Origin of the sequence: Turneriella parva DSM 21527 (assembly GCF_000266885.1) — a bacterium.
GTDB lineage: Bacteria > Spirochaetota > Leptospiria > Turneriellales > Turneriellaceae > Turneriella > Turneriella parva.
The window spans coordinates 135,032-161,120 of sequence record NC_018020.1 but is presented as its reverse complement, the minus strand read 5'-3'; the positions used below and the strand labels follow the sequence as shown (position 1 = coordinate 161,120).

Sequence of the window (26,089 nt, the reverse complement as noted above, 5' to 3'; positions counted from 1 at the left end):
TCCCCCACCGCCCTTCGGGCACCTCCCCCGCACGCGGGGGAGGCAGGGAGGGGGACATTATTCGCCTTGTATCTGGCTCTCCATATCTTTAATTCTCGCCTCTTTCTCGGGTGACGTCCACTCGGCGTTACTGAAATCTTTCAGGGTGTATTCTTTGACCGTGGTGTATGACCTCGCGGTGTAGGGCATGTAATAGAGCAGCGGCTCTTCAAGCGGTGTTGCATTCGCGATCGCGTCGACCTTGGCCGGGTCGCCTATCCAGCGGGCGGGAAAAGGCAGGTTCTCGCAGGTGCCGCGCAGCTCGCGCATCGTGAAGCGCCCCTGGTAGCCGTTGTCATGGAATATCTTGCCGAAGAAGACGAATGAAACAGGGTGCAGCCCCGGTGCGAGCACCGAGTTCGTCGTCACCCAGTGCGTCGGGTTACCGCGTGAATCGTAAAGATTTGCCTGAAAGATAAACTTACATTCACGTTTTACATCCACAATGGTGTCGATGACAAGGCTGCCATTATCGAGCCGCTCGGTAAAATTGTCGGTGAATTTCGCCGGGCTGATCGGGCTTGAAAAGAAGGTGTGCGAGACTTCAATCGGGTCTTTGTTACCCTTGGCCTTGATCTGCACGACGAGCTTCAGGTTGCCCCAGTATTTTTTATCTTCACCGGGAATCTTGTAGCTGAAGGTTGTGATGCCGTCATCGGCAACCCCGTCGGGTGGATAGCCCGAGTCGTTATAGTCGGGTGTGCCGAGGCGCGAGCGCGTCATGACGGGGTCGCCGAGCACAAAAACATCGCCGAGGCTGTACTGCAGCTTTGCGCCGTTCGAATCGGTTACCTTCAGCGCGACAATGAGCTCGTCGCCGAAAGTCAGTGTGTGTCGGTTTGCGGTGAACTGGTAACGCGGCAGGCTTTCGTAATATTTTCTGAGATCGCTTTCAATTTCGCTGTCTTTTTTTCCCGACTGCTTTAGGTCTTCGATGCGCTTTTTAACCCCGGCCTCGTTGTTGAGTGCCGGGTCATCGATGAGCGGCAGCGGTTCGTCGACGAGTTTCCACGGGTCGATCAGGTCGACCATCGTGCTGTCGAGCGGCCGCGAAAAATCGGGGTATTGTGCATGCAGTTTGTATGCCTCGAGCATCGCGCGCGGCGACGGATTGCGATTGAGCATGCGCTCGAGTTCTGCGGGTGTGGCAAACCCCTGGCTGCCGAGACGGCTGAAGCTGCGCGGCAGGTTCGCGTTTGCGCTGTCGTCTTTACGGGTGAATGACCAGAAGAACAAAGAGCCCATCGCGACTGCCACGAATATTGCTGCGTAGTACCATTTGAATTTCATCTCTGCCTTTTTGTACCGGCCCTCTCAGATGGCAATTCTGAAAACTATTCGCTGCACGCCTGCGCCATGAAATTATCGGGCAGGTGCGCGCGCAATTTTGGCATGATCGCCGCCAGCTGCCTGTGTTCGGTCGTGCTGAGAGCAGAAGTGAAGAATGCCTCGATGCAGCGGCTATAGACGGCCCAGGCCTTGCGCACTGCCGAGATGCCCTTTGTCGTGATCACGGCGTGAAAACCTCTGAGGTCGCTCGGGCATTTCTCGCGTTTCAGGTATCCCTGCTTTTCGAGGGTGTTGACGATTTTTGTGGCGCCGCTCTTCGTCAGAATGCAGGCTTTTGAAAGGTCGTACATGCGCAGCCGTTTCTCAGGTGCCTGATAAAGCTCAATGAGGATATCGTAAGCGGAGAGTGGTATGGTCCCTGCCGCTTTCAGCTCGCGTTCAATGCGATAGACTACCTCTGCATTGTAGGCGAGCAGGTCTCGCCATGCGGTTATAGGCGTCTCTTGGTCTTTCATGCCGACAAATTACGAACTTTTTGTTGACGAGTCAACTAAATGGGGTTAGCTTCATGTTATTGGTTGATTAGTCAACCAATGGCTGCCCGATGTTACGGGCGCTCGCGAAATGAGCGGTTAACGCAGAAAAACTGCCGAGTCCGGTGTGGCTGGGCATCTTTTCTGCTCTTACCCGAAAAAATCTTCGCGATCGCTACAGAGGCAACGGGCAGAAAAATTGAAGGTATAAGGAGATTTATATGACAGATTTAATTCAAACAATCGTGGCGACAGACGCAGGCTGGTCGGGCCTGGTACTGCGCGTAGCGCTCGCCGTGATGATTCTGCCCCACGGTGCACAGAAGCTTCTGGGCTGGTTTGGTGGCTATGGGTTCAAAGGTACAATGGGCTATTTCACCGGAACCGCCGGCTTACCGGCAATCGTGGCGTTTCTGGTGATCGTCGGTGAGTTTTTTGGCGGCCTGATGCTGCTTTCGGGGGCAGGCACCCGCATCGGCGCACTCTCGGTAGGTCTCATTATGCTCGGCGCAATGTTGATGGTACACCGCCAGAACGGTTTTTTCATGAACTGGTATGGCGCGCAAAAAGGCGAGGGCGTTGAGTTCTTCATTCTCGCGATCGGCATCTCTGCAGCGCTCGTGATCAGTGGCGGCGGAAACCTTTCAGTCGATTCGCTGATTAAACTCTGATGAAGTTGGGGCGCGCCCCAACTAGAAAGGCATAGGGAAATCGCGGCGAACCGCCGCGATTTCATTCAAAACTTCTTTGCTGAGTTCCAGATCTACCGCCGCGATATTCGTCTTGAGCTGCTCTCTGCTCGTCGCCCCGATAATCGCTGCAGTCACGAATGGGCGCGAAAGCACAAAAGCAATCGCCATCTGCGCAACATCGATATTGTATTTTTTCGCGACGGCGAGATAGCGGTCGACTGCCGCGTGCGCCTGCGGCGTGTCACGCTGGTTGAAACGGCTCGAGAGTGTCCAGCGGCTGCCTGTGGGCCGCGCGCCGCCCGCGTATTTGCCGGTGAGCATTCCCGATGCGAGCGGCGACCAGGCCAACAGGCCCACCTTTTCGCGTATTGAGATTTCCATGAGGTCGGGTTCGTGCAGACGGTAGAGCAGGCTGTATTCGTTCTGAATTGACTGCATCCGCGGCAGGTTATTCGTTTCGGCTGCGTGCAGGTATTTCATCGTGCCCCATGCCGTTTCGTTGGATAATCCTACATACCTGATCTTGCCTGCTGCAATCAGCTCTTTGAGCGTCGTGAGCACCTCGACGAAATTGTTTATTTCGTGTGCGTTCGTCGGCGCTCTGCCCTCCGTGGCTCCGCCGACCCCAGGTTCTCCGTGCCCCAAGGTCGACTTTTTAATCTTATATGTCCACTGCTGGCCGAAATGGTATGAACCGCGGTTTGGCCAGTGCAGCTGGTAAAGATCGATGTAGTCGGTCTGCAAACGTTTGAGCGACCCTTCGACCGATGCGGTGATGCTCGCGCGGTTGATGTCGCTGCCGTCATGAATCCACTTGAGGCCGTTGCCGGCGATCTTCGTTGCGAGAATAACCTTGTCACGGTTCTTGCGGGCCGCGAACCAGGTGCCAATGATGGTTTCGGTCTTGCCGTATGTGTCGGCAGAAGGGGGTACCGCGTACATCTCTGCGGTGTCGAAAAAATTCACGCCTTGCGCAAGGGCGTAATCCATCTGTTCATGCGCGTCGGCTTCGGTATTTTGAAATCCCCATGTCATCGTACCGAGGCAAATGGCGCTCACGTCGAGATCGGTGGTGCCGAGGCGACGGTAGATCATGGTCTGGCAACGCAGTAGATCGTGCCGTTGTTGGTGCAGCCTTGTATCGTGCCTGTATTCAGCCATGCAGATGAAGTGCTGTTGAAATCGCCAACTACGGAATTATTGACCGAGCCAACTGTGAAATCTCCGCAGTTATTGCTGCCATTGCTAAAATACTGACCACCCGCTTGCGTGCCTGTCCAGACAACGGTAGCAGTCGGGGTACCCTTATTTTCTGTGAGGTTAAGCGGCGCAAGCAGGTTGCCGCTCAAAAGGCCGGCGTAACCCTGAGCAATCTTTTGCCCGTTCATATTTGCCCAGTTGGGGCCACCGGAAGGCACTGAACAGTTGAGCTGTTGACCATTGGTGCCGGCGATTCGGCAGGTCATGTCATAAGCCGCCGCGCTCATGAAGGCGATAAAATTATTGCTACCTGACAGGCCAGCATTTGCTGCCATGGTGCGACACGCGCAGTCTGCTCTGAGCAAACCCTGAAACGTGGCGCAACCAGTAAAAATTCCAGCAGAATAGGTACCCATATCGCCCGAGGTGTTCACTGACCCGACGAACGCGGTTAACGTCAGCGCGCTCGCGGGGTTCTCGAGGTAATCAGCCAGACCGATATTTGTGCAGCTGCTGCCTGAGGCTAGCGCGAGCAATAGCGATGGAAAGTATTTCTTCACGGCACCTCTCAGAACATGCCCGTGATTGCCAGCGCCGCACCGACTGTATTGATCGGTTTCGAATCATAGTACATGCGGTATTCGGCGTCAGCGCCGATTGCGAGCCACGAAAAGATCAAGAAGTGAATGCCCGTTCTCGCCATGAAGAATGGGTTCTTGGCATCTTGGCTGATCGGCTGAAAGCTGCCCGTGCTGCACTGGGTGTTCTGCGAAGAACACTCGGTGCTCACCGATAGCCTGCCGTAATAGTAGCCCGCGCCGACGAAGTTCGTCCAGCGCCAACGCGGCGAAAGGTCGAAGAAATAGCCGACGGTTGCGGCCCCTGAAAGGTGATCGAAGTTCGTCTGGTACGGTGAGTTTTTACCATAAGATCTGAGGCCAGAAAAAGACGTAAACGCGCCGATATGCCAGGCGTTTTTCAGGCGGTAATGCCCGTAAAGACTTGCGGCGGGTTCTGTCTTTACATCGGCCGCGTCGCGGTTTACCAACGGATACATTGGACCAGCGGACAGAGCGAACGACCAATTGATATCTTGCCAGGTTTTCGATTTTTCTGTTTTGTCGAGCTGCGTCTTGCCCTTTTTGTCAAGTTCGGCCTTACCCTTTGCCTGTTGCTGTTCGAGCGCAACTTTGGTGATTTCGGCAACGATGTCTGTTGCGACCTTGTCGGCTGCCTGAAAGATAGTGCTGTCGACGCGGTTCTCAACGGCAGGCAAAAGCCTGAACTTGTCGGTAGAGCCGAGAGAAATATTGGTGTGGATTTCGATTTCTTCTGCTTCTTTGTTGTAAGAGAAATCACCATAGATCAGAATATCGACGTCAGCCTTGCGGCAAATTTCGGCGGCTTCTTTTGCGCCGATGGTACCCTTTGACTTTGCCCTGATTTGTTCAACGACCGGGTCGACCTTGCTTGAATCAACTTCGGTAAATTCGAATTTCTGGTGCATCGATGCGGTAATCGCCTCTTTCAGTGAACCCGGCATATACTCAAAGTTCTTGGTGCCCGTCTTGTCTTGATACAAGAGAATTGCGACGCGCGCGGCTTCAGGCGAAGCTGTTTGGTTTGCAGCCGCTGCTGTCTCTTTAGCTGTTTTTTTCGCATTGCGACGGGCAGCGCCCAGCTCAACGCCCGGTAGAGCAAATGTTGCTACGATGATATAGAGAAGGTGTTTTTTCATCTGCGGTATTTCGCCAAGCAAAAGTGAGAATGTCAAGAATATCGTCGTTTGCCTGCGTTGCCTTTCATGGCGCGATCAACCGGTATTCTTGAGTCCCGCCGCTATACCGTTTATGGTAAGCAAAAGACCGCGCCGCAAAACTTCGTTCTCAGGTTCTTTTCTCAGCCGCATCAGGTAATCGGCCTGCAGAATATTGAGCGGGTCGAGCCAGAGTGAGCGGTATTCGATTTCGCGCCGTAAATTCGCATCGTATGCAACAAGGCTGCCAGCAGGTGAAATTTCGCTAACACGGCGAATGGTATTCGCGAGGCGCTCGTGAATCTGGTTCGCCACAGGCTGCAGAGAGGCGTCGACAAGCCGGCTGTCGTAGTGCGCGGCGATGCGCGCGTCAGATTTAATGAGTACCATTTCGATCAAATCGATGAACGACCGAAAGAAATACCATTCACTGCGCATACGCAGTAATGTATCGCGCTTGTCTGATTCGAGAATTTTGGCGAGCGCAGTGCCCACGCCCAGCCACGACGGCAACATGAGACGCACCTGCGTCCAGGCAAAGATCCACGGTATCGCGCGCAGTGCGTCTATTCCTTGGGACACGGATGTCCCGGGTTCGCGCGGCACCGGATGTGCTTCTTTGGGCGAACCTTGGGACACGGATGTCCCGGGTTCGCGCGGCACAGGATGTGCCTCTCGGGGCGAACCGCCGGAGCGACGTTTTGCGGGCCTTGAGCCTATGTTCAGATTTCCCAGTTCTTGTTCGGGTGTCGCCGCTCTGAAATAATCGATGAATTCGGGTGTTTCGTACACGAGTCTTCTGTATTCGGCCGCCGCGCTTTCAGAAAGCGATTCCATGACATCGCGAAATTCTTGCGGCGGCCCCGGCGGGGGTTTCAGACTTGCGGTGAGCACAGCGCTCGTGTAGATTTCGAGGCTGCGGCGCGCGACGGTGGGCAATCCGAATTTTGCCTGAATCATTTCACCCTGTTCCGTTACCCGCATGCGGCCCTCGACAGAACCCGGCGGCTGCGAAAGTATCGCCAGGTGCGAGGGGCCGCCTCCACGGCCAATAGTGCCGCCTCGCCCGTGAAAGAGCGTGACTTCAACGCCTGCTTCTTGTGCAACTTTGATGATCTCTTCTTGGCAGCGAAAAAGGTTCCAGGCGGCGGTGAGAATTCCCGAATCTTTCGAGCTGTCTGAGTAGCCGATCATGATTTCCTGTTTGTTGCCTATGAGCGCACGGTACTCGGGTATCGCGAACAGCTTACGCAGAATCTGTGGAGCATTCACCAGGTCGTTGATGGTCTCGAACAGCGGTACCACGCGCAGCGGTGTTTTGCGCCCTGTCACCTTCTGCAAAAGCTGCACGGCGAGAATATCAGAGACGCTTCTCGCCATCGATATGACATACGCGCCCAATGATTCAGTTCGAATGCGGGAAAGCATTGAGAAGGTATCGAGCACCTCGCGCACCTCTGCATCGCAGGCGAGGTCGAGCGGTATCAGCGGGCGACGCTCTTTGAGTTCGGCGCAAAGGAATGCAATCTTTTCATTCTCGGGGTAATCTGCATAGTTTCCGAGCCCGAGGCTCTGTGTGATGGCGCCGAGCGCCTCGCGGTGGCGTGAAGACTCTTGCCGAATATCGAGCTTCACCAAATGCAGGCCGAAGACCGAGAGTCGTCGTAACAGGTCGGTGAGACGCCCTTCGGCAACGGCGTGCATATTGGTGGCGATCAGCGAGTCATACACCACGGTGAGTTCGCGAATCAGCTCGCCCGCATTTCGGTAGTGGCCCTGAACTTCTGAATGACCGCGCTGCAACAGGTCTTCGAGCCGGGTGCGCGTCGAAACCATGCGGTTGTGAATGCCCTTTAGGTAAACCCGGTAGGGCTCGTGCGCATTTTCGGTTAGTGCCGCGAGTTTCTCGTCGCCTGAGCGTAGCGAAAGTTCAAAGCGCAGTTTGTCAATTTCACGGTCGTAAAGCACCGCGGCCATCCACTGGGCGAGCCAAACCGCGCGTTGCGTGACGGCCGCCGTGACGTTGGGGTTACCATCGCGGTCGCCACCCATCCACGACGCGAAACAGATCGGCACTGCCTCAAGCGGCAGCGCCTTGCCTGTTTCTCGTTTCAGCAGGTCTGAAACTTCGCGCAAATATCTGGGCAGCTCTTGCCAGAGGGTTTGCTCAAAAACCAGAAGGCCGCCATAGGCCTCATCTGTCGGCGTAGGCTTTTTCTTTCGGATTGCGTCGGTTTCCCACATGCCGAAAATCTCGCGCCGAATCGCTTCGGTGTTCAGTTGCTGCTCATAGTGCGGCACGTCGCTATACGCGCGAATTTCGAGGTGGCGCGCTATGTTCGCATATTTTTGCATGAGCGAGCGCCGCATGATTTCAGTGGGGTGCGCCGTGAGTACAAGCTCAATATGCATATTGGTCACGGCATCGTACAGCGTCTCTTTGGAGATGCCCGATTCTTTTAGAGTTCGAAAAGTTTTGCCGAGATCGGCAAGTGTTTCGCCGGCCGCTGCGCCGCGTTCGATGAGTGCTTTATTTTGCTCTTCGGCAATATTCACGAGGCTGAGGTAACACGACAGGGCCCGCGTGATCTTTTCGGCGCGCTCGGCATCAAATTCAGCAAACTGCTTTCGTAGCGCTTCGAAATCCTCATTTTTTCGGCTGCTGCGATACGCAGCTGAGTTGTGCAGTACTGCAGAAACCTGATCCAGAAATTGTTCACCCTCTCGCTGTCTGATAACTTCGCCGAGAATGCCATGCAAGAATCCGATGTCTTCTTGGAGTCTCGCGTTGGCGTCTGTGCTTTTCATTCTGTATTTGGGGCAGATTCTGCTCTAAATCACTCTCTGCCCCTTTGCAGCAATTTTTGCGCCCGTTCTAAGGCGCGGTTCGCGACCTCGGTATAAGAGAAAATTTGAGGCTGCCGAAGCCGATAAACTTTTTCTCACCGACCGGCAGCAGCAGCAGCAGGCCCATGAGACCAAAAAAAGCGAAACCACCCCAGACCCACCGTACGAGTGGGTTTAGCCATACCTGAATAACGAGCTTACCCTTTTCGTCGCCGCCCAGCTGCAGGTAGACGTCGGCGTTGAACTTTGAAATGATCGCGGGTTCAGAAGTGTTCTGCGTGTCTGAGTAGCGCCCCTCTCTGAAATTATACATCGGGTAGGTGCGAATTTCGGTGGTGTCGCGTCCCACAAGAGTATTATCGCGGTAGACCGCAACGGTCACCATGCGGGTACCGTATAGGGGAATGCGTGCACCTTCGGGCTGGCCTTTCTCTTCGTAATTTTCGACGTGTATTGTATAGCCGGCAAAATGCTGCGCTTCACCCGGCGAGAGCATCAGTCTGCCCTCGGTGCCGAACGCGAGCCCGGCAAAGCCTGAGAACAATATGGCGAGCGAGATATGCACCATGTAGCCCAAAAAGCGCCGCTTGTTCTGAAAAAGTACAAGTATAATTGCGAGCGGCAGATTTTCGCCGCTATAGGTGCGCCGGCTGAGCGCAGCGCGCAGCCATTCTTCGAGCACACCTGCCACTACAAAAGCCGCGGTCGCAAACGTGATGATCGCCATTACTTTTGATCCGTTCCATTCGGTGGCGGTGCCCCCCACGATTAAAAACGAAACACCCGCAGCGAGCACCGCAGCGAGCACAGGCAGTCGCAGGTTTTTCAGCAGCGAATGCCAGCTTGTTGACCGCCATGCGAGCAGCGGCCCAAGCCCCGTGAGAAACAGAATAAGAATGCCCATCGGCGCCATAAATCTGTTAAACCATTCTGCCGTGACCGATTCACGTCTGCCTGAAATCGCTTCGCTCATCGTCGGGTACATGGTGCCGAAAAAGATGATAAAGAGCGACGCCAAAAGCAAAACGTTGTTGAACAGAAAGCCGACTTCACGGCTCATCAGCGATTCGATCGGTTGCGCCGACTTGAGCGATTCATAACCGCGAATAATTGCATAAGTGCAAAAAAACATCGTCACGACGATGAACCCCAAAAAGAACCAGCCGAGATTCGACTGCGCGAATGCATGTACCGATTGTACGACACCTGACCGCGTCAGAGCGGTGCCGACGACTGTCATGATAAACGAAATCGAGACGAGCACCATGTTCCAGACTTTGAGCATGCCGCGCCGTTCTTGCACGATGATCGAGTGTAAGAATGCCGTGGCTGTCAGCCAGGGCATGAGCGATGCATTTTCAACCGGATCCCAGGCCCAGTAGCCGCCCCAGCCAAGCTCTTCATAGGCCCATTTGCCGCCGAGCAGAATGCCGACGCCGAGAAAGAACCAGCTGAACAGAGTCCAGCGGCGCACGTGCTTAATCCACGCTACCGGTGAAGCCGACTGCGAATTCAGCAGCGCTGCCATCGCAATGGCGAAAGGTACTGCGAACGAAACATAACCCAGATAAAGAATAGGCGGATGTATGATCATCGCCCAATGCTGCAGCAGCGGATTGAGCCCACGGCCCTCGGCATGGGCAAAGAGTTTCTCACCTTCTTGAAATACCCTGAACGGGTCAGATGACGGTGCAAAACAGCCGATCGCGGTAAAGAACAGCGAAAGTGACATGAGAATGACAATCATCCAGGCTTCGAGGGCCGGCTCTGCTTTGCGTATATGGAGTATCGCCAGGTATGAAAAGAGCACGACGAGAAAGTTCCACCAGAGCATTGAGCCTGCCTGGCCCGCCCAGAGCGAGGTCAGCCGGTAAAAAACCGGTAGCTGCAGGTTCACGTGCTCGGCGACGTAGACGATCGAGAAGTCTGCGGTGACGAGCATATAGAGCAGTATCACCACGCAGATAGAGACCGCGATCAGGTGCAGCTCGAGCGCAGAACGCGCCGATGCGAGCAGCGCACCGCGCTGGGGTCTGCGAATGTGCAAAGCGGCCATAATGGCCGAATATGCCGACGTGGCTATTAGCAGGTTAAAGACGATTGAGGCAAACAGGTGCATTATTTTTCCCCTTCGAGAATTGCCCCGATGCCCGCGTGGTTGCGGTGGGGCTTTTCACTCCAATGAATTTCGATTGAAAGCTGGCCAATTTTTTCTCTCAGATAAGAAGCGACGACGCGCGCGCGCAGGTTGGCGATGCGCTCCGCGTCGCTGTGGTCGGGGTCACCAAAACCAAAGACACGCAGCCTTTGCCCCGGTCTGATGCCGAGGGCCATCAGCTGCTTCTGCGTGCCATCGGTCAGGCGAATCGAACCGCGGCGAAATGCCATGAGCAGCAATGCCTTGCTCTCGTCGGTCTCTGCGCCTGCCGGCTTCTCGCTGCGCGCGACCACCGATCGGCCGCTGACATCGACCGATTTTGCTTCGATGCGGCGGGGCGCGATGACAACCGGCCGGGTTGAAAGAACTTCTTCAGTATAGATTGGCAGGGTTGAGCAGATGATCATGAGGATTAAGAACGCTCTCATTTCACGACCTCGACTGAGTATCGACCTGCCGCAATGTCGGGCGCAATATTGAGTTCACCGCTGTACTGGTAGCCGCCGTCGATCTGTTGCTTCTTGAGTATGATGGTCTGTACTGTCTTGCCACCTGCGGTCTTGAGGCGCGCTTTCAGGTTCATGCTGCGCTCGTCAAAATAGCTGACAGGGTACACCTGCGCAGGTTCAACCACCGGCGCGGCGCTGAACTGTTTCCACATTTTCAGATTCTGCAGCGGAAAGCGGTATTCGCGGCTTGCACCGTTAATGTTTTCGCTGATCACAATCGCCGTTTCACCTTCGGCGAGAATCTGGCCGGGGCTTGCCTTGACGTAAACTTCACCGGGCTGCAGTTTGATCGTGCTTAAGTCTAACTGAAACGTGAACTTCCCTTTTTCGGCGCGCACGTTATAGTCGATTTTCTGCTCGGCACCCGAATCATTGACATGCCAAAGATAAATCAGTATCTCACCCGTTGCCGCGTTGGTAATAAACACGGTTGGTTCGTGTTTCTGCAGCGCGGCGCCGAGTTCAGTCGCGACAACCTGTGTTGCGCCCGCTGAAATATCGGCGGGATTATACCACAGAATGACGGCAGAATCGCCCGTGACCCGGCGGTCGGCGCTGACTGCGTAATCCCACAACGTGTCGGCGGCGTTCTGCCATGCAGCGAAGGCGATACGGTCGGGCGGCACGAGGCCCTCGCCGACCAGAATGTTCTGTAAACCCGGTTCAAGTTGCCTTGCAGTCCCGGCGGTGTCGGGGTCGAAAACCTGCCACATGACAGACGCAGTAGGGGTGAACTCCACTTCGTTACGAAAAAGCTGGCTCGCGCTGCCCGCCGGTATCATGAAAGGCACGCCGTCATTCTGACCCGCCCAGGTATCGAGCAGAAGTCTTAATCCCACCTTGTGTTTGACCGCAGAGCCGTTGCGGATCTCATAAGTGATGCGTGTTTTGACACGATCGCCGGCCGGCTCGGGTTTAATTTTCTGCACAATGGTGACACCGGTCTTGCCGATCGCAGCTTCGCAGACCAGTGTGCCGTCTGCAGTCTTGCTGCGGCTCACCTTCTGTGACTCGAGGCGGTAGTCGGTGCCATCGACGCGCACGGTGGTGAAGGTGGTGCCGATGCCGTCGGGCAGAGTTCCGTTCGGGTGACCGTAAATGAGATCGAAGCGCTTACCTGCATGCGTGCCGCCCGCGCTGAACTGTCCGCTTGCAGAGATGGCGACCTCGCTGCCGAGTTCGCCTGCGACGGCTTCACTTGTGAATTCTGCCTTGCGAAAATTTTTCCGGTGGCTGTCATAGCCATCGTTGGCCACGATGGGCGCCGTCTGCAGCGCATAATCGGCAGGCGTCAGTGCAATCAGAGATTCTTGCTCGAGCGAATATGCGGCCGAGAGTGTTTTCAAAAAATCAGCAGCGTAATAGGCGGCCGTGAAGCGCAGACGATTGCGTGCAGCGTCAGCCGTTGCAGAATTGACACGAATACGGGCGACAAGGTACGGCGTTTCGAAGTCGACACCGGCAGGCGACAGGGCCATATCGGCGCTGTCTGCTTCAAACATAAAGGGCGCTGGCACAGGGCAGGTACCCGCAACGAAAAGCGGCGACGCAAATCCGCGGGCTGTAATCAGCTTTTCGCGCGGTTCGGTGACGCGCAGTTTGCATTTAACTGCAGGGTAGGCCTCGACAAAATCTGCGGCGAGCGAACGGTTACGCGGGTCAGAAATCATCTGCGGCGACTCTTGCCGCATTTTCACGAAGGCCGCCACGAGTTCTTCATACCTGGCTTTGTCAGAAATACCTTTTTCGCGCAGCTCGGTGGCTTTCGCGAGCAGGCCTTGCAGGTCTGCCGGCGGTTTTTCGGGGGCAGATGCACAGCCCGCTGCGAGCAAAAGGCAACAGAGGTATACAGATGCGCGCATGCGTTACTTTAGCGCTTCGCCACAGGGCGACAATCATTGCAGAAAAATCAGAGTTTACTCAGTCGGTTCGCCGCAGTCGCTAGCGTCGAGGCGACGGTCTGCATTGTCTCGTCGCTGAGGTTCTGGTCGTATGAAAGCCGCACGACGCCGAGCGCCTCGCTTTCGCTGTAGCCCATCGCCAAGAGCGCCGCAGAGGCAGTCCGTGAACGTGATTTGCACGAGGTTCCGGTTGAAACGGTGATGCCCGCTTTGTCGAGCGCCATGATCAGAAAATCGATCGGCACCCCTGGCAAGAGCAGAAGCGTGGTGCCGGGGGCGCGCTGCATGTTTGCGCCGATAATCTCTGCGCCCTGTAAACCTGAGAAAGCGCTTAGCAAATAGCCTTCGAATCTCTGCGTGTGCGCTTTCCACTTGGTGAAACTCGTCTCTGCGATGCGGCGCCCCAGCGCTAACGCGAGCGCAATGATCGCTTCGACGTTATGGCTGCCCGCTCTGAGCCCGTGCTCCTGATTGCCGCCGGCAAGCAGCGGTTCGTTGTCTGAAAGCACATTTTCAGGGGGAGTGATAATGAGGCCTGCGCCAAAACCCGCACCGACTTTGTGCCCTGTCGCCGTTACGTAACAACCCCGGTCGGTCAGGTATCGGATAAACCGGGGCTGCAGGCAGGTCGGGCCGTCGGGGCAGAGCTTGGGTATAAGCTGCGAGGCATCGGCGAGAACCGGTATGCTCTGTGAAAAAAATTGCTGCGCGAAATCTTCTAAAGGGAGTACAAGGCCGCTCTCGTTCTGAATCGCCATCAGCACGGCAAGGTCTGCGGCGCTCTGTGGCGATACGGGTTCAATGGCTCCATCGCGCGAAGCTTTCATGAAGGTGATGTCGGCCTCAGGGAATCGTTTTAGCGGCTCGGCGATTGAAGGGTGTTCGAAAGGCGAACAAATAACGCGCAGCCGGCGCTCGCCCCTGCGTCGGTAAAATTCCCGCAGCAATAAGTTATTCGATTCGGTTGCAGAACCCGTGAAAATTATCTGCTTTGGCTGAACGGTAAATATTTGCGCAATTTGCTCCCGCGCCCATTCAATCTTCTGGTTGACCAATTGCGATTCAAGCGACAGGCCCGAAGAATTGGCAAAATGTTCAAAGTAAAATGCGCGCGCCTCACCCAGGGCTTCATGGTCGGGCGGGTGAGTCGAATTAAAATCGAGATAAACTTTCGCTTTCATTGCGCAGAAGCTCCAGATGAAAACGCAGGCGCTCAAGATCGCGCCTCGTCGCCGGGTCGCGCAGCGTTTTTGCCTTCAGCGCATTCGAGATCACGTTTTGCGCACGAACAAACTCTTCGCCGCGAACTGCGGTCTCAGCCAATGCGTAGAGATAATCTTCGCGGTCGGTAATGCCGGCGTCATCGAGCGAAAACAGTTCGTAATGGCATTTGCGGGCAATGCTGCTGCTCGAGTGCCGCGCCTCGGCCAGTAGCGCCGCAATCATCGCTGTCAGCGCCGCCGGACTTTTCAGTGTAAAGTAAGCATTGCGCACGTTCTTGAGTTGTGCGGGGTCATACGGAGTGCGAAATCGGGTTGCGTCGAAGTGGCGCACGAGCAGCTCACGATAAATATTGTCTTGCTGCCGCTTCTCGCGAAACTTGGTCTCGAACAGTTCAGGGTCTTTGTCGTACAGCCTGCCGTTATCGCTGTCGTACATCTGCTTCTGCAGCGCGTATTCGCGGTAGTCGAGGGCCCGCGCCCATAATGGCGCGGTTTCTCTGAGCGCGCAGGTTGCCCGGTAGATTTCTTCGGCGAGCTCAATCGCGGGCACGAAATCGGGTTTTTTCTGCATCGCCGGCTCGACGTATTTTACAAAGATCTCCAGCGTCTTTTTGAGCCCCTCTGTCTGGTGCTGTGCGATGCGAGCCGCGACGGTGCGCGAAGCTGCGAGCTCGCCAAGCGCCGTTGTGCGATCGGTAATCTCAACCGAGGTGCGGTAGTCACCGCAGCCACTTTTGAGTCCGTTTAGATAGGTAAAAATGACGGTTTCACTTTCTCGGCGCAGAAATGACGAGTAGGGTTTGCGTGTGACTGCAGCCGTGAGTGTCTCGGCAGCCGACTGATTCTTGTCGATGCTCGTCGCCGCGAGTTCGTGCAGAGCTTTCCAGCCTTGTTCGATGAGAGCACGCGCCTTGTCTTCGTTTTCGGCAAAAGCGAATGGTTTTGAGCCATGCCGCAGTGTATCTGACCAGTCGGGCGATGAAAACATGCGCGAAAGGGTTTTTAACAAACCAAACCGCGCAGAAAATATGACGGCAAAGCTGATGAGCAAAATGCCTGCGATGCTGCCGTAGCGTGCGATCGGGTTTTTCCAGATGCGGGCAAAAAGGTACTTCAGCATTTTACCCCTGCGCGCCCTCAGAAGGTGGGCGCGTTTTCCAGCGGCGGTGTACCCAGAAATATTGTTCAGGGTATTTACGAATTTCTTTGGCCATTTCTGAAACCCAGAGCTGCGTCAGTTGCTGGGCCGCTTCACGCGACGATGCAAAATCTGATTTGCCTGCAAAGCGATAGAGGGTGCGCGCATAAAACCGATAACGGCCCTTACCCTGAAAAATGCAAAATGCGACCACCAACCGTGCTTTGCCGAGGTACGCCATGACCGCAGGCCCCATGTGCGTCGATGCCTGCTTGCCCAGAAAATCTACGAACACACCTTCGCCGCCGGCATCCTGATCGGCGACAAGGCCAATCGGTTCTTTTCGCCGCAGCAGCGGCACGTATTTTTCTGATTCTTTCAGGTAGATCGCACCGCCGCCGCCATAACCCTCACGAATCTTGCGCACCATAAAATCGACATAGGGGTTCGAAAGTTTTTGCGCAGCGAAGTAGATCTTCAGCCCCACCGACGCATAGGCCGGAATCGGAATCTCCCAGTTGCCGAAATGGCCTTCGGCAAAGACGACACCCTGCGAGCGGTCTTCGGCGATCGCGAGCGCCTCTTCATCAAATGTCACGTATTTTCTGATGAAGCGCCTGTTTTTCATTTTCCAAGACTGCATCAGTTCAAAAAAACTGCGAATCGTATGGTCGAGGTTGTTGTTCACAAAGCGTTTCAATTCTTTTTCATCGGTGATCCCCAGAATTTCAGAAACCTGTCCGCGAATGCGCCGCCGCGCCGAATTCAACAGCGGTGAAAGTATTATGCGAAAAAAACGCGCGACCGAATGCAGCATCGAAAAAGGAAACAAGTTAATGATGCCGAAGAGCAGCATCACGAACGCAAATTCGATGACGTGAGAAATCCGCTTTTTTAGAGGGAAATATTTCTTTTCTTCGGGCTGGCTCATGGTTGTTTTCTTTCGCTGCCGCGTACACGCGGCTCTTTCGCACGCATAAGTTTACGGTAACGGTAGTTGAATGTCTGCCGGGGAATATTCAAGAGCAGCGCCGCATCAGACTGGTTGCCATTCGCCTCTTGCATCGCCCAGGCAAGCACGCGTGCTTCTTCGGCCTGCAGAATTTCTGGCAAGGTCTTGCCTGCGTAGTTGACCTCACCCCCTCCGCCGTCTTCGACGGCTCCTCCCCCTCTCCTTAAGGAGAGGGGGGTGGGGGGTGAGGTAGCCACCAGCCAAAAAATATAACCTACTGCGCGCGCTGCCGGGTTGTCATAGTCGCGAATCGCCTTGCAAGAGACCCGGTAGCCACGCGGGCCGGCTTTCAGTACAACTGCGCGTTCGATGTCGAGTTCGCCTTTCATCGCACTTTCGGTGATGGCATCTTTCGCCCGCTGTATCAGGTCGGCGCTTGAAAGATGCATCGCATCGCGCAGGCGAATTTCGGCGAACGCGCGGTTGTGAAACATTTCATTGCCATTACCATCGCAGGCCATGAGCGGCAGGTCGAGCGCTGCGAGCGTGTTGATCGCCAGCCGACCGCGTTCGATTTCGCGGTGCAGATTTTCGCTGACGGCACGCGTTGCCTCTGCAGCGGTCGGCGCGGGTTTTGCAAATTTTGGCGGTGCTTCGCGAACGATGGTGAAGGTTGAAACGTCACCCTCTTTCTCCCTCTCAGAAGACGGCGACGCTTCGGTCACCTGAGAGGAGAAAGGGATGTTCGCACGCCCCTCTCCCCGCGGGAGAGTGGTTGGGGGTGAAGGTACAGCCTGAGGCTCACTATCTACCTGCGGTGCAGGTGGGGTCCAGATCTTGACCTGCGGAATTTTGCCCTGCGCCTGCAGAATTTCGGCGCGGCCCCAGAGGGCGTTAAATTCGAACTGGCGGTTGACGGTGGCCAAACCATCGCCACCGCTTTCGTCGAGCCGGCGCAGCAGCTCTTCAGAGGTCTCGGCTGGCTGCATCGCCAGATAGGCACCTTCGGCTTTAATTTCACTCAGCGCCTCGATCAGTGAGAGGCGGTCAATCTGCCCGACGATGCGGCCGCGTTCGACCACTGGCAAGATGTCGGTCTTGTATTCCATGAAGATGCGCATCAGGCGATGCAGAACGTCGGCGTTAAGAAGCTCGGGTGCGGTCACCGGTGCGAACAGTGTAACTCAAACGTGCGCCGTACAGAAAAAAGCGCCTTCCATAAAACGTGAGCTGGCCGCGCTGCTCACCGGGTCTTGCTCCGTTCGAGGCCGCATAGCTGACCCGGTCTTTGAGAGTTTTCTGCATCATCTGCACCGGAGTGAAATATTCGTCGCATTCGATCATGCGCTTCTGACCGCGCAGGTCGAGGTACGCAACGTGCAGCCGCGGGGTCTGGCCGAATTTGCCGCCTGCAGGCAGTGGTGAGGATAGATAACCAATCTGTTGTAATTTTTCGGCGACGGGGCCGGGGGCCGTTTTTTTCACGAGTTTTTGTACCGGTATGGCGAAGTGCAACCCTGACGCGCCGATGAGCAGCAGTTTCACTGGTTTCGCCACCTTTTGGCGTACTGGCGCAGGTGCCGTCAGAACCGCATCGGCATCGGGATATTTTTCGCGCAGGCGAGCGAGGTTGGCCTCATTCAGAAGCGCCTCGCGAATTTTGCCATAGAGCCGGGGTTCGAGTATTTCGCTTGCGAGGTTAGTGCGCAGCCGGCTCAAGAGAAAGCCGAGCGCATTAAAGTGCCGGCGTTCGGTTTCATGGCGCAGCAACAGGTCGTTCAGCAATGTTTCGACGAGCCTGATGCGTTTACCCGCCGCTGCCTGAGGGTAGTCCTTCAGTTTCTCGCGCACACCGCCGAGCGTCGACAGCAGAGAGGCGTAAGCGGCTTTGAGTGTATGCCGGTTCTTGTCGGCGAGCAGAAAAACTTCTTCAGCGCTCTGCGCCTCGCGCTCCAACTCGTTGAAAAGAATCTGTATGTTGTTGCGCGGCATTGCTCTGCTTCAGCCCAGAAATCGAGTAGCCAGAAAGTGTACCCCAAGCGCGAGCGGCGCAGCGGCGAAACCCGCTGCGACGTCGTCGATCACGATGCCGTAACCGCCGGGCAGATCTTGCAGTTTGTGTATGATGCCAGGTTTGGTGATGTCGAAAATTCGAAACAAGACAAACGCCGCAATGTAAGCGAAAGGTGATGCCGGTATGAGCGCGCAGGCAAAGAAGATGCCCGCGAATTCATCGATGACCACTTCACCCGGGTCTTCTTCACGCCATTCGCTGGCAAAGATACCCGAAGCGTAAACTCCCACGGCCGTTGTGACGAGTGCCAGGGCGAGTGCCCACCACGAAACGGGAATCGGGCCGAGAAAGATGACACCCTCACCGGGTAAGAGGCGCGCGCCCACAAAACAAATGAGCAACGCGAAAACAGAACCCCAGGTGCCCGGGGCCTTCGGCAGATAACCTGAAAAGAAGCCGGTTGAAACGATCTCATGCCAGGTCACCGCCGCATGGCGGCCGAGCGCAGCAGGTGCAATGTAGGTTGTTGTCGCAGCGGCAGGTGGTTCGTATGAGCGCGGTGCGCTCTGCATTTTCTGCCGTTGTCTTGCTGCTGTCTTTTTTTTCGTGGCCATATCTATACGCTATAACCGGCCAGACGGCGCAGCGACGTGCCGGGAAAGTAGTGATCGAGAATGCGCTTATACGAATTACCGCGTTCATCAGCCTGTGCCTTGGCGCCCCACTGGCACATGCCGACGCCATGACCGAAGCCACGGCCCGTGAGAATCACCGAGTCACCCTTACGCGCGACACCAAAGAACGTCGACTTCACCTTGATGGCGCCGAGCGCCGTACGAAACTTATCGGCGCGAATGTTTTTTACACCCGAGGCCGTGGCAATCGTCAGCGTCTTCACGCGTTTCGACGGGCTGCGTTCAGCAACCGTCACGTTGCGAACGCCACGCGCATTCAGACGCCGGGCTATTTCAGAGAAGGGTATTTTTACCTGCCATTTATAAACTGGCGCCGCCGAGCAATAGGGCGAGTTCTGCACGTTTAGGTACGGCACGGGTTTGCCCCAGACTTCTTGCGCCGAGGCGAGGGTACCTCCGCATGAAGAGTGAAAGAATGTCTGCGCGAGGGTGTCGCCGTGGTAGAGCACCTCGTCATGCGTTTCGCCGACCGCGTTACGCGCGCCCGTGTCGCCTTTTTTGACGCCGCCATACACCTGAAAGTTCGTCGTGGTGTCGACGTCGAATGGTTTGGCGGTGCGCTCTTTCATTTTGACGAGCAGGTAAGTGCGCGCGACGACCGCCTGCGCTTTGAGCGCCTCAGGGTGCCAGTTCGGGCTCATCTCGTGGCTCACCACCGATGTCAGGTATTCATCCATCGGTACGTGGTTGACGTAGAGCCAGCCGCCGCCTTCGCGTTTTGCCTCGAGCGCGCCGAAGTAGCGTTTTGACTTCAGCACAAAAAAGCCCTTAGGTTTCAGCATACCTTCTTCGGCAAGAGTGATCGAACCACTGCCGCGGCGCGTTACCCGGCCCGAGGTGAAGGTGTAATCGTCGGCCTTAACCTGCAGCGCTTCACCGGCATGCAGTTTCACCCGCACCGTGATGCCGCCATTGCTGTCGTGCGGCAACGCCGTCTGCGATGAGGATTTATAAATATAAGGAGAGAACTTACTCTTGGCGTTGGGGCTGCACGCCGTTAAAACCAGGGCTGAAACCAAAAACAAAGGAAAAATGATACGTTTCTGTGATAAATCCGCCCAAAACTGCATATTCGATTATCGGCAGAAGGCGCAGCAAAACAAGAGAGTTAGGGGTTAGCGAACCTTGGTTACTCTCCCGCGCCACTCAGGGGAGAAATCTCGCAATCAGAGCCACTTCGCGATATGTGCCCCGGTTTTTTTGAGGTACGCGCGAAACAGCTCGGGCACTTCGGGTAATACAGAATTTGTAATGCTCTCCGTCGCTGCAATCTTCGCCGAGTAGGCACTCAAGGCGGGCAGACCTTCGAGAATGTCGGTCGGCAAATGCGGGGCGAGCCACGCGAAGCGTGCAAAGAGTGGTGCGATCGCGACATCGGTCAGTTGCATCGTGTCGCCAGCGAACCATGGGCCTTTGAGTTCGGCGGCAAAACGCTTCAACCCTGCGCGCAGCTCTTCAGTCTTTGCGGTATAGTCGGCCTCGGTCTTGACATGCGTCCACTGGTATTGCAGCCCCAACAGATGCGATGAGAACTCAATCCACGCGCGGGCCTTCGCTTTGAGCAACGGGTCGGTCGGGTGAAGCGAGGGCGGTGTGACCTCGTCGAGATATTCCATGATGATCGCCGATTCGAAGAGCACGTCATCGCCGACCTGAAGCACCGGTACCTTACCCAGAGGCGATAACTTCAAGAACCAATCGGGTTTGTTTGCCAGATCGATGTATTCGATATCAAAATCGATGTGTTTTGTCTTGAGCACGATCACCGATCGCTGTACGAACGGGCAGAGCTTGAAGCTGATGAGGCGGTATTTTTTCATGGAGTCTATTTGCACTGCGGTGCGTTGGTCGACATGGCGGTCGTCAGGTCGGGTGAAAGCTGAATCGTATAGAAGAAAGGCGATTTGCCTGAGCAGCTATAAGGGCTCTGGTCGATACGCAGGGGCGAATACCAGCTGTCTGCCTGTATTTGCACCGAGTTATTTTCATACGCCAGCTTTTTGACGACGATTGAGTTTGTCTTGCCGTCGTCTTTGCGTGCGGTCAGGTACGTGCCGGCCACGATTTCACCGTCGGCCTTGCGTATCTTGAGCAGCACGATCACTTTAGCCCCGCCGCCCTTACCGTAAGATTTCTGCCAGCCGCTTTTCGTGAAGCGGGTGAAGGCAATCGGGTTGTTCGCGCCGCCGTCGGTGCTAAAGGCAATGTACAAGTGCTCTTTGTCGGCTGTTGCGGCAATCGCACGCGCATCTACGGGTGATGCGTCGATATCTTTGCGGCAGAACACCTGTTTGCCGCTCTGGAAAAAAGCGACGATCGGGTTCTGGTTATTTTTCGAGACCTGCAGCGTGCCCAGTTTCACAATGCCGTCTTTGAGGGGCGTCTCTTTGACCATGACGGCCCCTGAGGTGCCAAAGTCGCAGTTGCTCGCTGCCTGCACCTGCCCAGTGTTCGTCAGAAGTACGGTGAATACGAGTGTGTTAATGAAAATGAGTCGCGTGAACATAGTGCAGCCTGCGCTGTACTCGGGCAGACGTAAACCAAGAATTGCCCTATGGTGCGACTGCAGAACCTGCGAGTCTTGACGTCTTGTCGCTGCTGCGGATACCTATTCTCTATGATACCCCTTGAGTGGACGATTGAGTACAGCACGGGAATTCCCAAAATTGATTCGCAGCACGCATACTTGTTCGAACTCGCGAACAGACTCTCGCGGTCGTTGGCCTCAGGGCGAAGCGACGAGATCTTGGCGAATATCATTCAAGAGTTGAACGAATACGTGACCACACATTTTGCCTACGAAGAGTCAGTCATGCAGAACGCGCACTACGATGCGCTCGTTCAGCACCAGGCGATGCACCAGAAAATGCGCGAGCAGCTCGGCGAATATGTCGTGCAGTTGCAGAACAAGACGCTCAGCGCGCAGGCCCTCAGCAAGTTTCTCGAAACCTGGCTGACGCAGCATATTCTGCACGAAGACATGGCCTACATACCCGCAGTGGCTGCGAGCGCGGGTAACGGATAAATAATCATGAATTTTCTTTCACTGGCCTTTCTCGCTTTCTTCATCGCCTCGTTTGTCATTTACTGGAACCTGCCGCAACGCCTGCGCGTGGGTTTTTTGATACTCGCTTCGCTGTTCTACTACGGCTTTTACAGCCCGGCGTTTTTGGCACACTTCGTACTCGTTATTCTGATAAATTTTTTAATCGCGCAGAAGCTTGCAGCCGGCCGTTCGCGTCCGCTGGTTATTGCTGCCGTATCGCTGAACATTCTGCACCTCGCATTCTTCAAATATTTCAATTCAGCGATTGCGTTGCTGCTGCCGCCGGGCACTGCAAACCCCGAAACACTGAAGGTGGTCATGCCACTCGCAATCAGCTTCTATACTTTTCAATTCATCTCTTTTCAGGTCGACACCTATCGCGGTCAGGTAGAAAAACCTGAAGCGGCAAGGTTTGCTCTTTATATGCTGTTCTTTCCGCATTTGATTTCGGGGCCGATCTTGCGGTCTTCTGATTTTTACCGCGCGGTGGGTAACCCCGTCGCTTCACGCGAAATGCAGACGCGCGGCCTCTACCTGATTTGTCTGGGGCTGGTGAAGAAGCTTTTTATCGCCGACGTTCTGGGTTACCTCATTAACTCCGTGTATAAATCTCCGGGGGATTACGGCAGTACAGACGCCTTGCTCGCCATTCTGGGCTATAGCGCACAGATCTACTGTGACTTTTCGGGATTCATCGATCTCGCGCGTGGTATGGCGAAACTCTTCGGCTACGACATGCCGAACAACTTTCGCAGCCCGTATTTTTCGACCAGTTTCTCAGAACTCTGGACACGCTGGCACATTACCCTGTCGGTATTTATTCGCGAGTACATTTATTTTGCGCTCGGCGGCAATCGCGTTTCGCAGCCGCGCCAGTACTTCAACCTGATGGTGGCAATGGTGCTCTCGGGTATATGGCACGGCGAAACGATAAATTTTCTGATCTGGGGTGCACTGCACGGCATCTACCTCACGCTCGAAAAGCTCGTCAAACTTGGCAAGACGCCCGCAAATCGCTACACCTGGGCGCTGCGCAACCTCTGGGTGATTACCGGCTGGAGCTTCGCGTTCGTGTTCTTTCGCGCACCCGACCTGGCAACGGCACTAGCCGTGATTTCGCAGGTGTTCGTTTTGAAGAGTGCGGCGCTGACCGTCTGGCTGGTGCTGCTGCTCATTGCCGCGACCTGGCTCGTGCAATATCTGGAGCACCGGCGCGAGAACCTGCTGCAGCTGGTTTTGCCGCGCGCGGCCTGGGTGCTGCCGGTAATGCTGCTCGTTATCTATTTTTTGATATCACGCATTCAAATACCCAGCGAGGCATTTATCTATGTCCAATTCTGAATCCAACAAACCACTCATGAAGCGCTGGTTGTATTATCCTTTAATTCTGCTGGCGCTGCTTTTTGCCGCTGATAAACTGCTGCTGCTCACAGGTAAACCGTCTGCAGGTGCGGTTGAAGGTTCAGGCATTCAGCTGACCGAAACGGCCCGCATTCGTCTGGACAACGAAGCAAGTTTCGTCGCCAAAAAGAGGGGCACTCTCACGGGTTGTGGCAGCGCCTGCCGCACGGTACTGGTCTTTGGCAGCTCTCGCTCTGAACGCTTCAATCTGTTGAAGCAAGAGGCAAGCATTACCGAATTTCTCGCAGCCAAAGAACGCGACCAGATTCTTGAGACCCAGTTTCTAGTCTATGCTCAGGTCGGGGCGCAGATGGTCGTCTATTACCATGCGGTCGACCGGCTGTGGCGACAGAACCTGATACCCGATGCAATTGTCTTTGAGCTGGGCCCCGAACTGCTCGAACTCGAGCACCGCAACAACCACGGAAAGTCAGAATTCATCTTCAGCGACGAGTACGACTATGACTATTACCGGCTGCTCGAAAAATTCGGAAAAAAGTCCGTTTCAGAAGAAGCGCGTGCGAGATTGATTTTTGCCGGCTATGCGCTGAAACCCCGGCCAGAACTTCTGATTTCTGACTACCGCGCGAGACCACAAAACGAACGACCGCAGTACTCTATTCTCGAGAAGTATATTCGCGGCTATAAAGATTATCTCGATTCAGACCTTACAGGCAAACTGCGCGATGAGCGCATCGGCCAGTTTCTGAGCATGTATGAGGGCAATTACAAGATATTCGCAGTCGACCCGCTTATGGACGAATCATTGCGCCGCATCGTGAAGCTCGCACGCGACAAGAATGTGCCGATGCTGCTCTACAAACCGTTTGTGCACGAAGAGCTGAACCGGGTGCTCGACAAAACTCCCTATGCGCCCGCGGTCGAAAAATACGCGATAGACCTGCCGGGCGGCAGTGTGAAATTCCATTTCGCCAAGCAAGACGATTACAAATGCAAATTCTGGTCTGACGCAAGCCACTATTCGACGCGCTGTACGCCCGAGATCATGCACCACCTGCTGCGCCAGCTGAATTTCTTTCGCTAGCAGGTTCCTGAAAAAGGAACCTGTTAGCAGGCATCCGGAACCGCAAAAGCGAAAAGCAGCATAGTCGCTTGCTGGCAAGCGACGTCGCGCTTTAGCAGTCGTTTGCGCACGCAAATGACGAGGCTTTTCGCTTTTGCGGGAGTTTTTCCGGAGCCTGCTAGCCAACGTAACCCTGAAGCCACACCCAGTATTCGCCATGCATGTCGGCGTGTATGGTCGTGATTTCAGGCACAGAATAAGGATGTCCAGCTTTAATGAATGCTATCGCCTCGGGGGCGACTGCCGACGAGGTTTTAACGAATAACTTTACCTCGTTCTCGCGTACGATCTTGTTTTCCCAAAAATATACAGAACGCATGTCGGGAAAAATATTCACGCACGCAGCAAGCTTCGCGCTGACAATTGCATCCGCCATTTTTTCTGCCGCTGCCAGATCGGGTAATGCCGTCAGCAGAACGATGGGGTGGGGGGCAGGGTTCAAAGTTCAGGGGTGCCGGCTATCGGCGATGAACGCCCACCCGCAGAAGCCTGACGCTCTGCGGGTCGACATTTCATGCTAGTTGGCGCCGGCTTTCGGTTTTGTAATGATCTTTTCGTCGCGCGGTACTGCGTAATAGTATTCGGGGTCGTTCGAAAAGGTGAAAAACCCGACATATTCTTCAAACTTGAAATAGTAAGTCAGCTTGTCTTTTTCAGATTGTTCATAGTTCGACGCTGAGATTTTTACCTTTTCGGGGGTCTGGTAACCGTAGTAGCGCACGAGCAGGCGGCGCAGCGAGCGCTGAATATTGGTCTCGAGAAATTGTTTGCGCATTTCTGGAGTATCTTTTCCCTTTTCGATATCGTCTTTCGTCTTAAAAAATTCGTCGCGAATCGGCCCGGCTGAAAGTGACGCGGCGCCTGCGCATAGAAGCGCGAACATCAATAATTGCTTTTTCATAGATACTCCTTTATCTGCGGTCACACCGGTTTGGCGGGCATCTCTGGCCGTTTTTCACCGAGGCGGTTTTCTTCACCCGCGATGATACGCCTGATATTAGACTTATGCTTGTAAATCACAAAAATGCACGCGATACACACAAACGCGAAAAGTTCGCAGTCAGCCGGTAGGGTATGGTTGATAAAAAAGAGGCCCGGCAGCAGGGCAGCCGCGACGATGGAGCCGAGCGAAATATAACGCGAAACGGCGACGACCAGAATAAAAACCGGCAGCGCGATCGCGACTGCGAGTGGCAAAAGCGCCGTCATTACCCCGAGGCCCGTGGCAACACCCTTACCGCCGCGAAATTTCAGCCAGACGGGAAAGACGTGCCCGACCAGCGCCGCGAGTGCGGCCGCCAGCGCATAACGCTGCACCGAGGCATCAGCTGCGAGACAGACGTGCAGCACGAGCAGAACGGGCACCAGACCCTTCACGGCATCGAAGAGCAATATGGCGACACCCCAACCTTTACCCAAAAGCCGCATTGCGTTCGAGGCGCCGACATTGCCAGAGCCAAATTGCCTGATGTCGACGCGCTTAAGGCCGTAGGCGGCAAGGTAAGCCGTCGGTATTGAACCGCACAGGTATGCGCCCAGAACGACCCAGGCTAAGGTTGCAGAATTCACAGAGGCGAGTGACGATTAACGCAGTGGCGTCAAGATATTTGA

Annotated in this window: 25 protein-coding genes; 4 read left to right on the top strand and 21 right to left on the bottom strand. The window is 55.1% G+C overall.

Going from position 1 to position 26,089, the window contains the following annotated elements; all coding sequences use genetic code 11:
• Positions 1-57: 57 nt before the first annotated feature.
• Together TURPA_RS00775 and TURPA_RS00770 are read right to left on the bottom strand one after the other, a co-directional pair.
• Positions 58-1,329, bottom strand: coding sequence for a hypothetical protein (locus TURPA_RS00775; RefSeq protein WP_014801374.1), 1,272 nt, complete (start codon positions 1,327-1,329; stop codon positions 58-60).
• A gap of 44 nt (positions 1,330-1,373) precedes the next feature.
• A complete protein-coding gene (locus tag TURPA_RS00770; protein WP_014801373.1) occupies positions 1,374-1,844 on the bottom strand; it encodes a MarR family winged helix-turn-helix transcriptional regulator in 471 nt (156 codons plus the stop codon).
• 239 nt (positions 1,845-2,083) lie between these two features.
• On the opposite strand from TURPA_RS00770, the gene TURPA_RS00765 reads away from it, so the two are divergent.
• Positions 2,084-2,533, top strand: a complete 450-nt coding sequence (locus TURPA_RS00765; RefSeq protein WP_014801372.1) for a DoxX family protein — start codon at positions 2,084-2,086, stop codon at positions 2,531-2,533.
• 21 nt (positions 2,534-2,554) lie between these two features.
• On the opposite strand, the gene TURPA_RS00760 is transcribed toward TURPA_RS00765, so the two are convergent.
• The 16 genes from TURPA_RS00760 to TURPA_RS00685 all read right to left on the bottom strand — a co-directional run bounded on the left by TURPA_RS00760 (position 2,555) and on the right by TURPA_RS00685 (position 21,453).
• Complete coding sequence (locus TURPA_RS00760; RefSeq protein ID WP_014801371.1) at positions 2,555-3,649, bottom strand: aldo/keto reductase; 1,095 nt, start codon at positions 3,647-3,649, stop codon at positions 2,555-2,557.
• Positions 3,646-4,314, bottom strand: coding sequence for a hypothetical protein (locus tag TURPA_RS00755; RefSeq protein ID WP_014801370.1), 669 nt, complete (start codon positions 4,312-4,314; stop codon positions 3,646-3,648). The genes TURPA_RS00760 and TURPA_RS00755 overlap by 4 nt, the downstream gene beginning before the upstream one ends.
• Before the next feature lie 8 nt (positions 4,315-4,322).
• A complete protein-coding gene (locus TURPA_RS00750) occupies positions 4,323-5,492 on the bottom strand; it encodes a hypothetical protein (protein WP_014801369.1) in 1,170 nt (389 codons plus the stop codon).
• A 75-nt stretch (positions 5,493-5,567) separates the two neighbouring features.
• Complete coding sequence (locus TURPA_RS00745) at positions 5,568-8,318, bottom strand: phosphoenolpyruvate carboxylase (RefSeq protein WP_014801368.1); 2,751 nt, start codon at positions 8,316-8,318, stop codon at positions 5,568-5,570.
• A gap of 67 nt (positions 8,319-8,385) precedes the next feature.
• The gene (locus tag TURPA_RS00740; RefSeq protein WP_014801367.1) at positions 8,386-10,476 is read right to left on the bottom strand and encodes a heme lyase CcmF/NrfE family subunit; all 2,091 of its coding nucleotides are present in this window, start codon (positions 10,474-10,476) and stop codon (positions 8,386-8,388) included.
• Entirely contained in the window at positions 10,476-10,943 is a 468-nt protein-coding gene (locus tag TURPA_RS00735) for a hypothetical protein (protein WP_014801366.1), read from the bottom strand. Before TURPA_RS00735 ends, TURPA_RS00740 begins: the two co-directional genes overlap by 1 nt.
• A complete protein-coding gene (locus TURPA_RS00730; protein ID WP_014801365.1) occupies positions 10,940-12,886 on the bottom strand; it encodes a hypothetical protein in 1,947 nt (648 codons plus the stop codon). Before TURPA_RS00730 ends, TURPA_RS00735 begins: the two co-directional genes overlap by 4 nt.
• A gap of 47 nt (positions 12,887-12,933) precedes the next feature.
• Complete coding sequence (locus TURPA_RS21170; RefSeq protein WP_014801364.1) at positions 12,934-14,106, bottom strand: cysteine desulfurase family protein; 1,173 nt, start codon at positions 14,104-14,106, stop codon at positions 12,934-12,936.
• Positions 14,078-15,268, bottom strand: a complete 1,191-nt coding sequence (locus tag TURPA_RS00720) for a hypothetical protein (RefSeq protein WP_014801363.1) — start codon at positions 15,266-15,268, stop codon at positions 14,078-14,080. Before TURPA_RS00720 ends, TURPA_RS21170 begins: the two co-directional genes overlap by 29 nt.
• Position 15,269: 1 nt before the next feature.
• On the bottom strand, positions 15,270-16,217 hold the full coding sequence (locus TURPA_RS00715; protein ID WP_014801362.1) for a lysophospholipid acyltransferase family protein: 948 nt from the start codon (positions 16,215-16,217) through the stop codon (positions 15,270-15,272).
• Entirely contained in the window at positions 16,214-17,404 is a 1,191-nt protein-coding gene (locus TURPA_RS00710; protein ID WP_041948215.1) for a helix-turn-helix domain-containing protein, read from the bottom strand. Before TURPA_RS00710 ends, TURPA_RS00715 begins: the two co-directional genes overlap by 4 nt.
• Positions 17,382-18,230: a hypothetical protein gene (locus TURPA_RS00705; RefSeq protein WP_014801360.1), complete on the bottom strand. Its 849-nt coding sequence runs from the start codon at positions 18,228-18,230 to the stop codon at positions 17,382-17,384. Before TURPA_RS00705 ends, TURPA_RS00710 begins: the two co-directional genes overlap by 23 nt.
• Positions 18,231-18,239: 9 nt before the next feature.
• Positions 18,240-18,866: a phosphatidylglycerophosphatase A family protein gene (locus TURPA_RS00700; RefSeq protein ID WP_053332077.1), complete on the bottom strand. Its 627-nt coding sequence runs from the start codon at positions 18,864-18,866 to the stop codon at positions 18,240-18,242.
• 2 nt (positions 18,867-18,868) lie between these two features.
• Entirely contained in the window at positions 18,869-20,017 is a 1,149-nt protein-coding gene (locus tag TURPA_RS21165; protein WP_014801358.1) for a SpoIID/LytB domain-containing protein, read from the bottom strand.
• Between the two features lie 96 nt (positions 20,018-20,113).
• Positions 20,114-20,767: a glutathione S-transferase family protein gene (locus TURPA_RS00690; protein ID WP_014801357.1), complete on the bottom strand. Its 654-nt coding sequence runs from the start codon at positions 20,765-20,767 to the stop codon at positions 20,114-20,116.
• Positions 20,768-20,772: 5 nt separating this feature from the next.
• Positions 20,773-21,453 (bottom strand): hypothetical protein, encoded by a 681-nt coding sequence (locus TURPA_RS00685; protein ID WP_014801356.1) that lies wholly within the window; start codon positions 21,451-21,453, stop codon positions 20,773-20,775.
• 111 nt (positions 21,454-21,564) lie between these two features.
• Between TURPA_RS00685 and TURPA_RS00680 the strand changes: the two genes are divergently transcribed.
• From TURPA_RS00680 to TURPA_RS00670, 3 genes are read left to right on the top strand one after another with little or no spacing between them, the layout of a single operon-like run.
• The gene (locus TURPA_RS00680; protein ID WP_014801355.1) at positions 21,565-21,972 is read left to right on the top strand and encodes a bacteriohemerythrin; all 408 of its coding nucleotides are present in this window, start codon (positions 21,565-21,567) and stop codon (positions 21,970-21,972) included.
• Positions 21,973-21,978: 6 nt separating this feature from the next.
• Positions 21,979-23,334: an MBOAT family O-acyltransferase gene (locus TURPA_RS00675; protein WP_014801354.1), complete on the top strand. Its 1,356-nt coding sequence runs from the start codon at positions 21,979-21,981 to the stop codon at positions 23,332-23,334.
• 16 nt (positions 23,335-23,350) lie between these two features.
• Positions 23,351-24,439: a DUF1574 domain-containing protein gene (locus TURPA_RS00670; RefSeq protein WP_041948214.1), complete on the top strand. Its 1,089-nt coding sequence runs from the start codon at positions 23,351-23,353 to the stop codon at positions 24,437-24,439.
• A gap of 157 nt (positions 24,440-24,596) precedes the next feature.
• Here TURPA_RS00670 and cutA read toward each other — a convergent pair whose 3' ends face one another.
• From cutA to plsY, 3 genes are all read right to left on the bottom strand, one after another.
• The gene (gene cutA / locus TURPA_RS00665; RefSeq protein WP_014801352.1) at positions 24,597-24,920 is read right to left on the bottom strand and encodes a divalent-cation tolerance protein CutA; all 324 of its coding nucleotides are present in this window, start codon (positions 24,918-24,920) and stop codon (positions 24,597-24,599) included.
• A gap of 75 nt (positions 24,921-24,995) precedes the next feature.
• Positions 24,996-25,379, bottom strand: a complete 384-nt coding sequence (locus tag TURPA_RS00660) for a hypothetical protein (protein WP_014801351.1) — start codon at positions 25,377-25,379, stop codon at positions 24,996-24,998.
• Positions 25,380-25,399: 20 nt separating this feature from the next.
• Positions 25,400-26,047: a glycerol-3-phosphate 1-O-acyltransferase PlsY gene (plsY, locus tag TURPA_RS00655; RefSeq protein ID WP_014801350.1), complete on the bottom strand. Its 648-nt coding sequence runs from the start codon at positions 26,045-26,047 to the stop codon at positions 25,400-25,402.
• Positions 26,048-26,089 lie beyond the last annotated feature (42 nt).

Bases quoted from the DNA above. Each gene is read 5' to 3' on its own strand.
- TURPA_RS00775 (WP_014801374.1), bottom strand. From the start codon at position 1,329: ATGAAATTCAAATGGTACTACGCAGCAATATTCGTGGCAGTCGCGATG.
- TURPA_RS00770 (WP_014801373.1), bottom strand. From the start codon at position 1,844: ATGAAAGACCAAGAGACGCCTATAACCGCATGGCGAGACCTGCTCGCC.
- TURPA_RS00765 (WP_014801372.1), top strand. From the start codon at position 2,084: ATGACAGATTTAATTCAAACAATCGTGGCGACAGACGCAGGCTGGTCG.
- TURPA_RS00760 (WP_014801371.1), bottom strand. From the start codon at position 3,649: ATGATCTACCGTCGCCTCGGCACCACCGATCTCGACGTGAGCGCCATT.
- TURPA_RS00750 (WP_014801369.1), bottom strand. From the start codon at position 5,492: ATGAAAAAACACCTTCTCTATATCATCGTAGCAACATTTGCTCTACCG.
- TURPA_RS00745 (WP_014801368.1), bottom strand. From the start codon at position 8,318: ATGAAAAGCACAGACGCCAACGCGAGACTCCAAGAAGACATCGGATTC.
- TURPA_RS00740 (WP_014801367.1), bottom strand. From the start codon at position 10,476: ATGCACCTGTTTGCCTCAATCGTCTTTAACCTGCTAATAGCCACGTCG.
- TURPA_RS00735 (WP_014801366.1), bottom strand. From the start codon at position 10,943: ATGAGAGCGTTCTTAATCCTCATGATCATCTGCTCAACCCTGCCAATC.
- TURPA_RS00730 (WP_014801365.1), bottom strand. From the start codon at position 12,886: ATGCGCGCATCTGTATACCTCTGTTGCCTTTTGCTCGCAGCGGGCTGT.
- TURPA_RS21170 (WP_014801364.1), bottom strand. From the start codon at position 14,106: ATGAAAGCGAAAGTTTATCTCGATTTTAATTCGACTCACCCGCCCGAC.
- TURPA_RS00720 (WP_014801363.1), bottom strand. From the start codon at position 15,268: ATGCTGAAGTACCTTTTTGCCCGCATCTGGAAAAACCCGATCGCACGC.
- TURPA_RS00715 (WP_014801362.1), bottom strand. From the start codon at position 16,217: ATGAGCCAGCCCGAAGAAAAGAAATATTTCCCTCTAAAAAAGCGGATT.
- TURPA_RS00705 (WP_014801360.1), bottom strand. From the start codon at position 18,230: ATGCCGCGCAACAACATACAGATTCTTTTCAACGAGTTGGAGCGCGAG.
- TURPA_RS00700 (WP_053332077.1), bottom strand. From the start codon at position 18,866: ATGGCCACGAAAAAAAAGACAGCAGCAAGACAACGGCAGAAAATGCAG.
- TURPA_RS21165 (WP_014801358.1), bottom strand. From the start codon at position 20,017: ATGCAGTTTTGGGCGGATTTATCACAGAAACGTATCATTTTTCCTTTG.
- TURPA_RS00690 (WP_014801357.1), bottom strand. From the start codon at position 20,767: ATGAAAAAATACCGCCTCATCAGCTTCAAGCTCTGCCCGTTCGTACAG.
- TURPA_RS00685 (WP_014801356.1), bottom strand. From the start codon at position 21,453: ATGTTCACGCGACTCATTTTCATTAACACACTCGTATTCACCGTACTT.
- TURPA_RS00680 (WP_014801355.1), top strand. From the start codon at position 21,565: ATGATACCCCTTGAGTGGACGATTGAGTACAGCACGGGAATTCCCAAA.
- TURPA_RS00675 (WP_014801354.1), top strand. From the start codon at position 21,979: ATGAATTTTCTTTCACTGGCCTTTCTCGCTTTCTTCATCGCCTCGTTT.
- TURPA_RS00670 (WP_041948214.1), top strand. From the start codon at position 23,351: ATGAAGCGCTGGTTGTATTATCCTTTAATTCTGCTGGCGCTGCTTTTT.
- TURPA_RS00660 (WP_014801351.1), bottom strand. From the start codon at position 25,379: ATGAAAAAGCAATTATTGATGTTCGCGCTTCTATGCGCAGGCGCCGCG.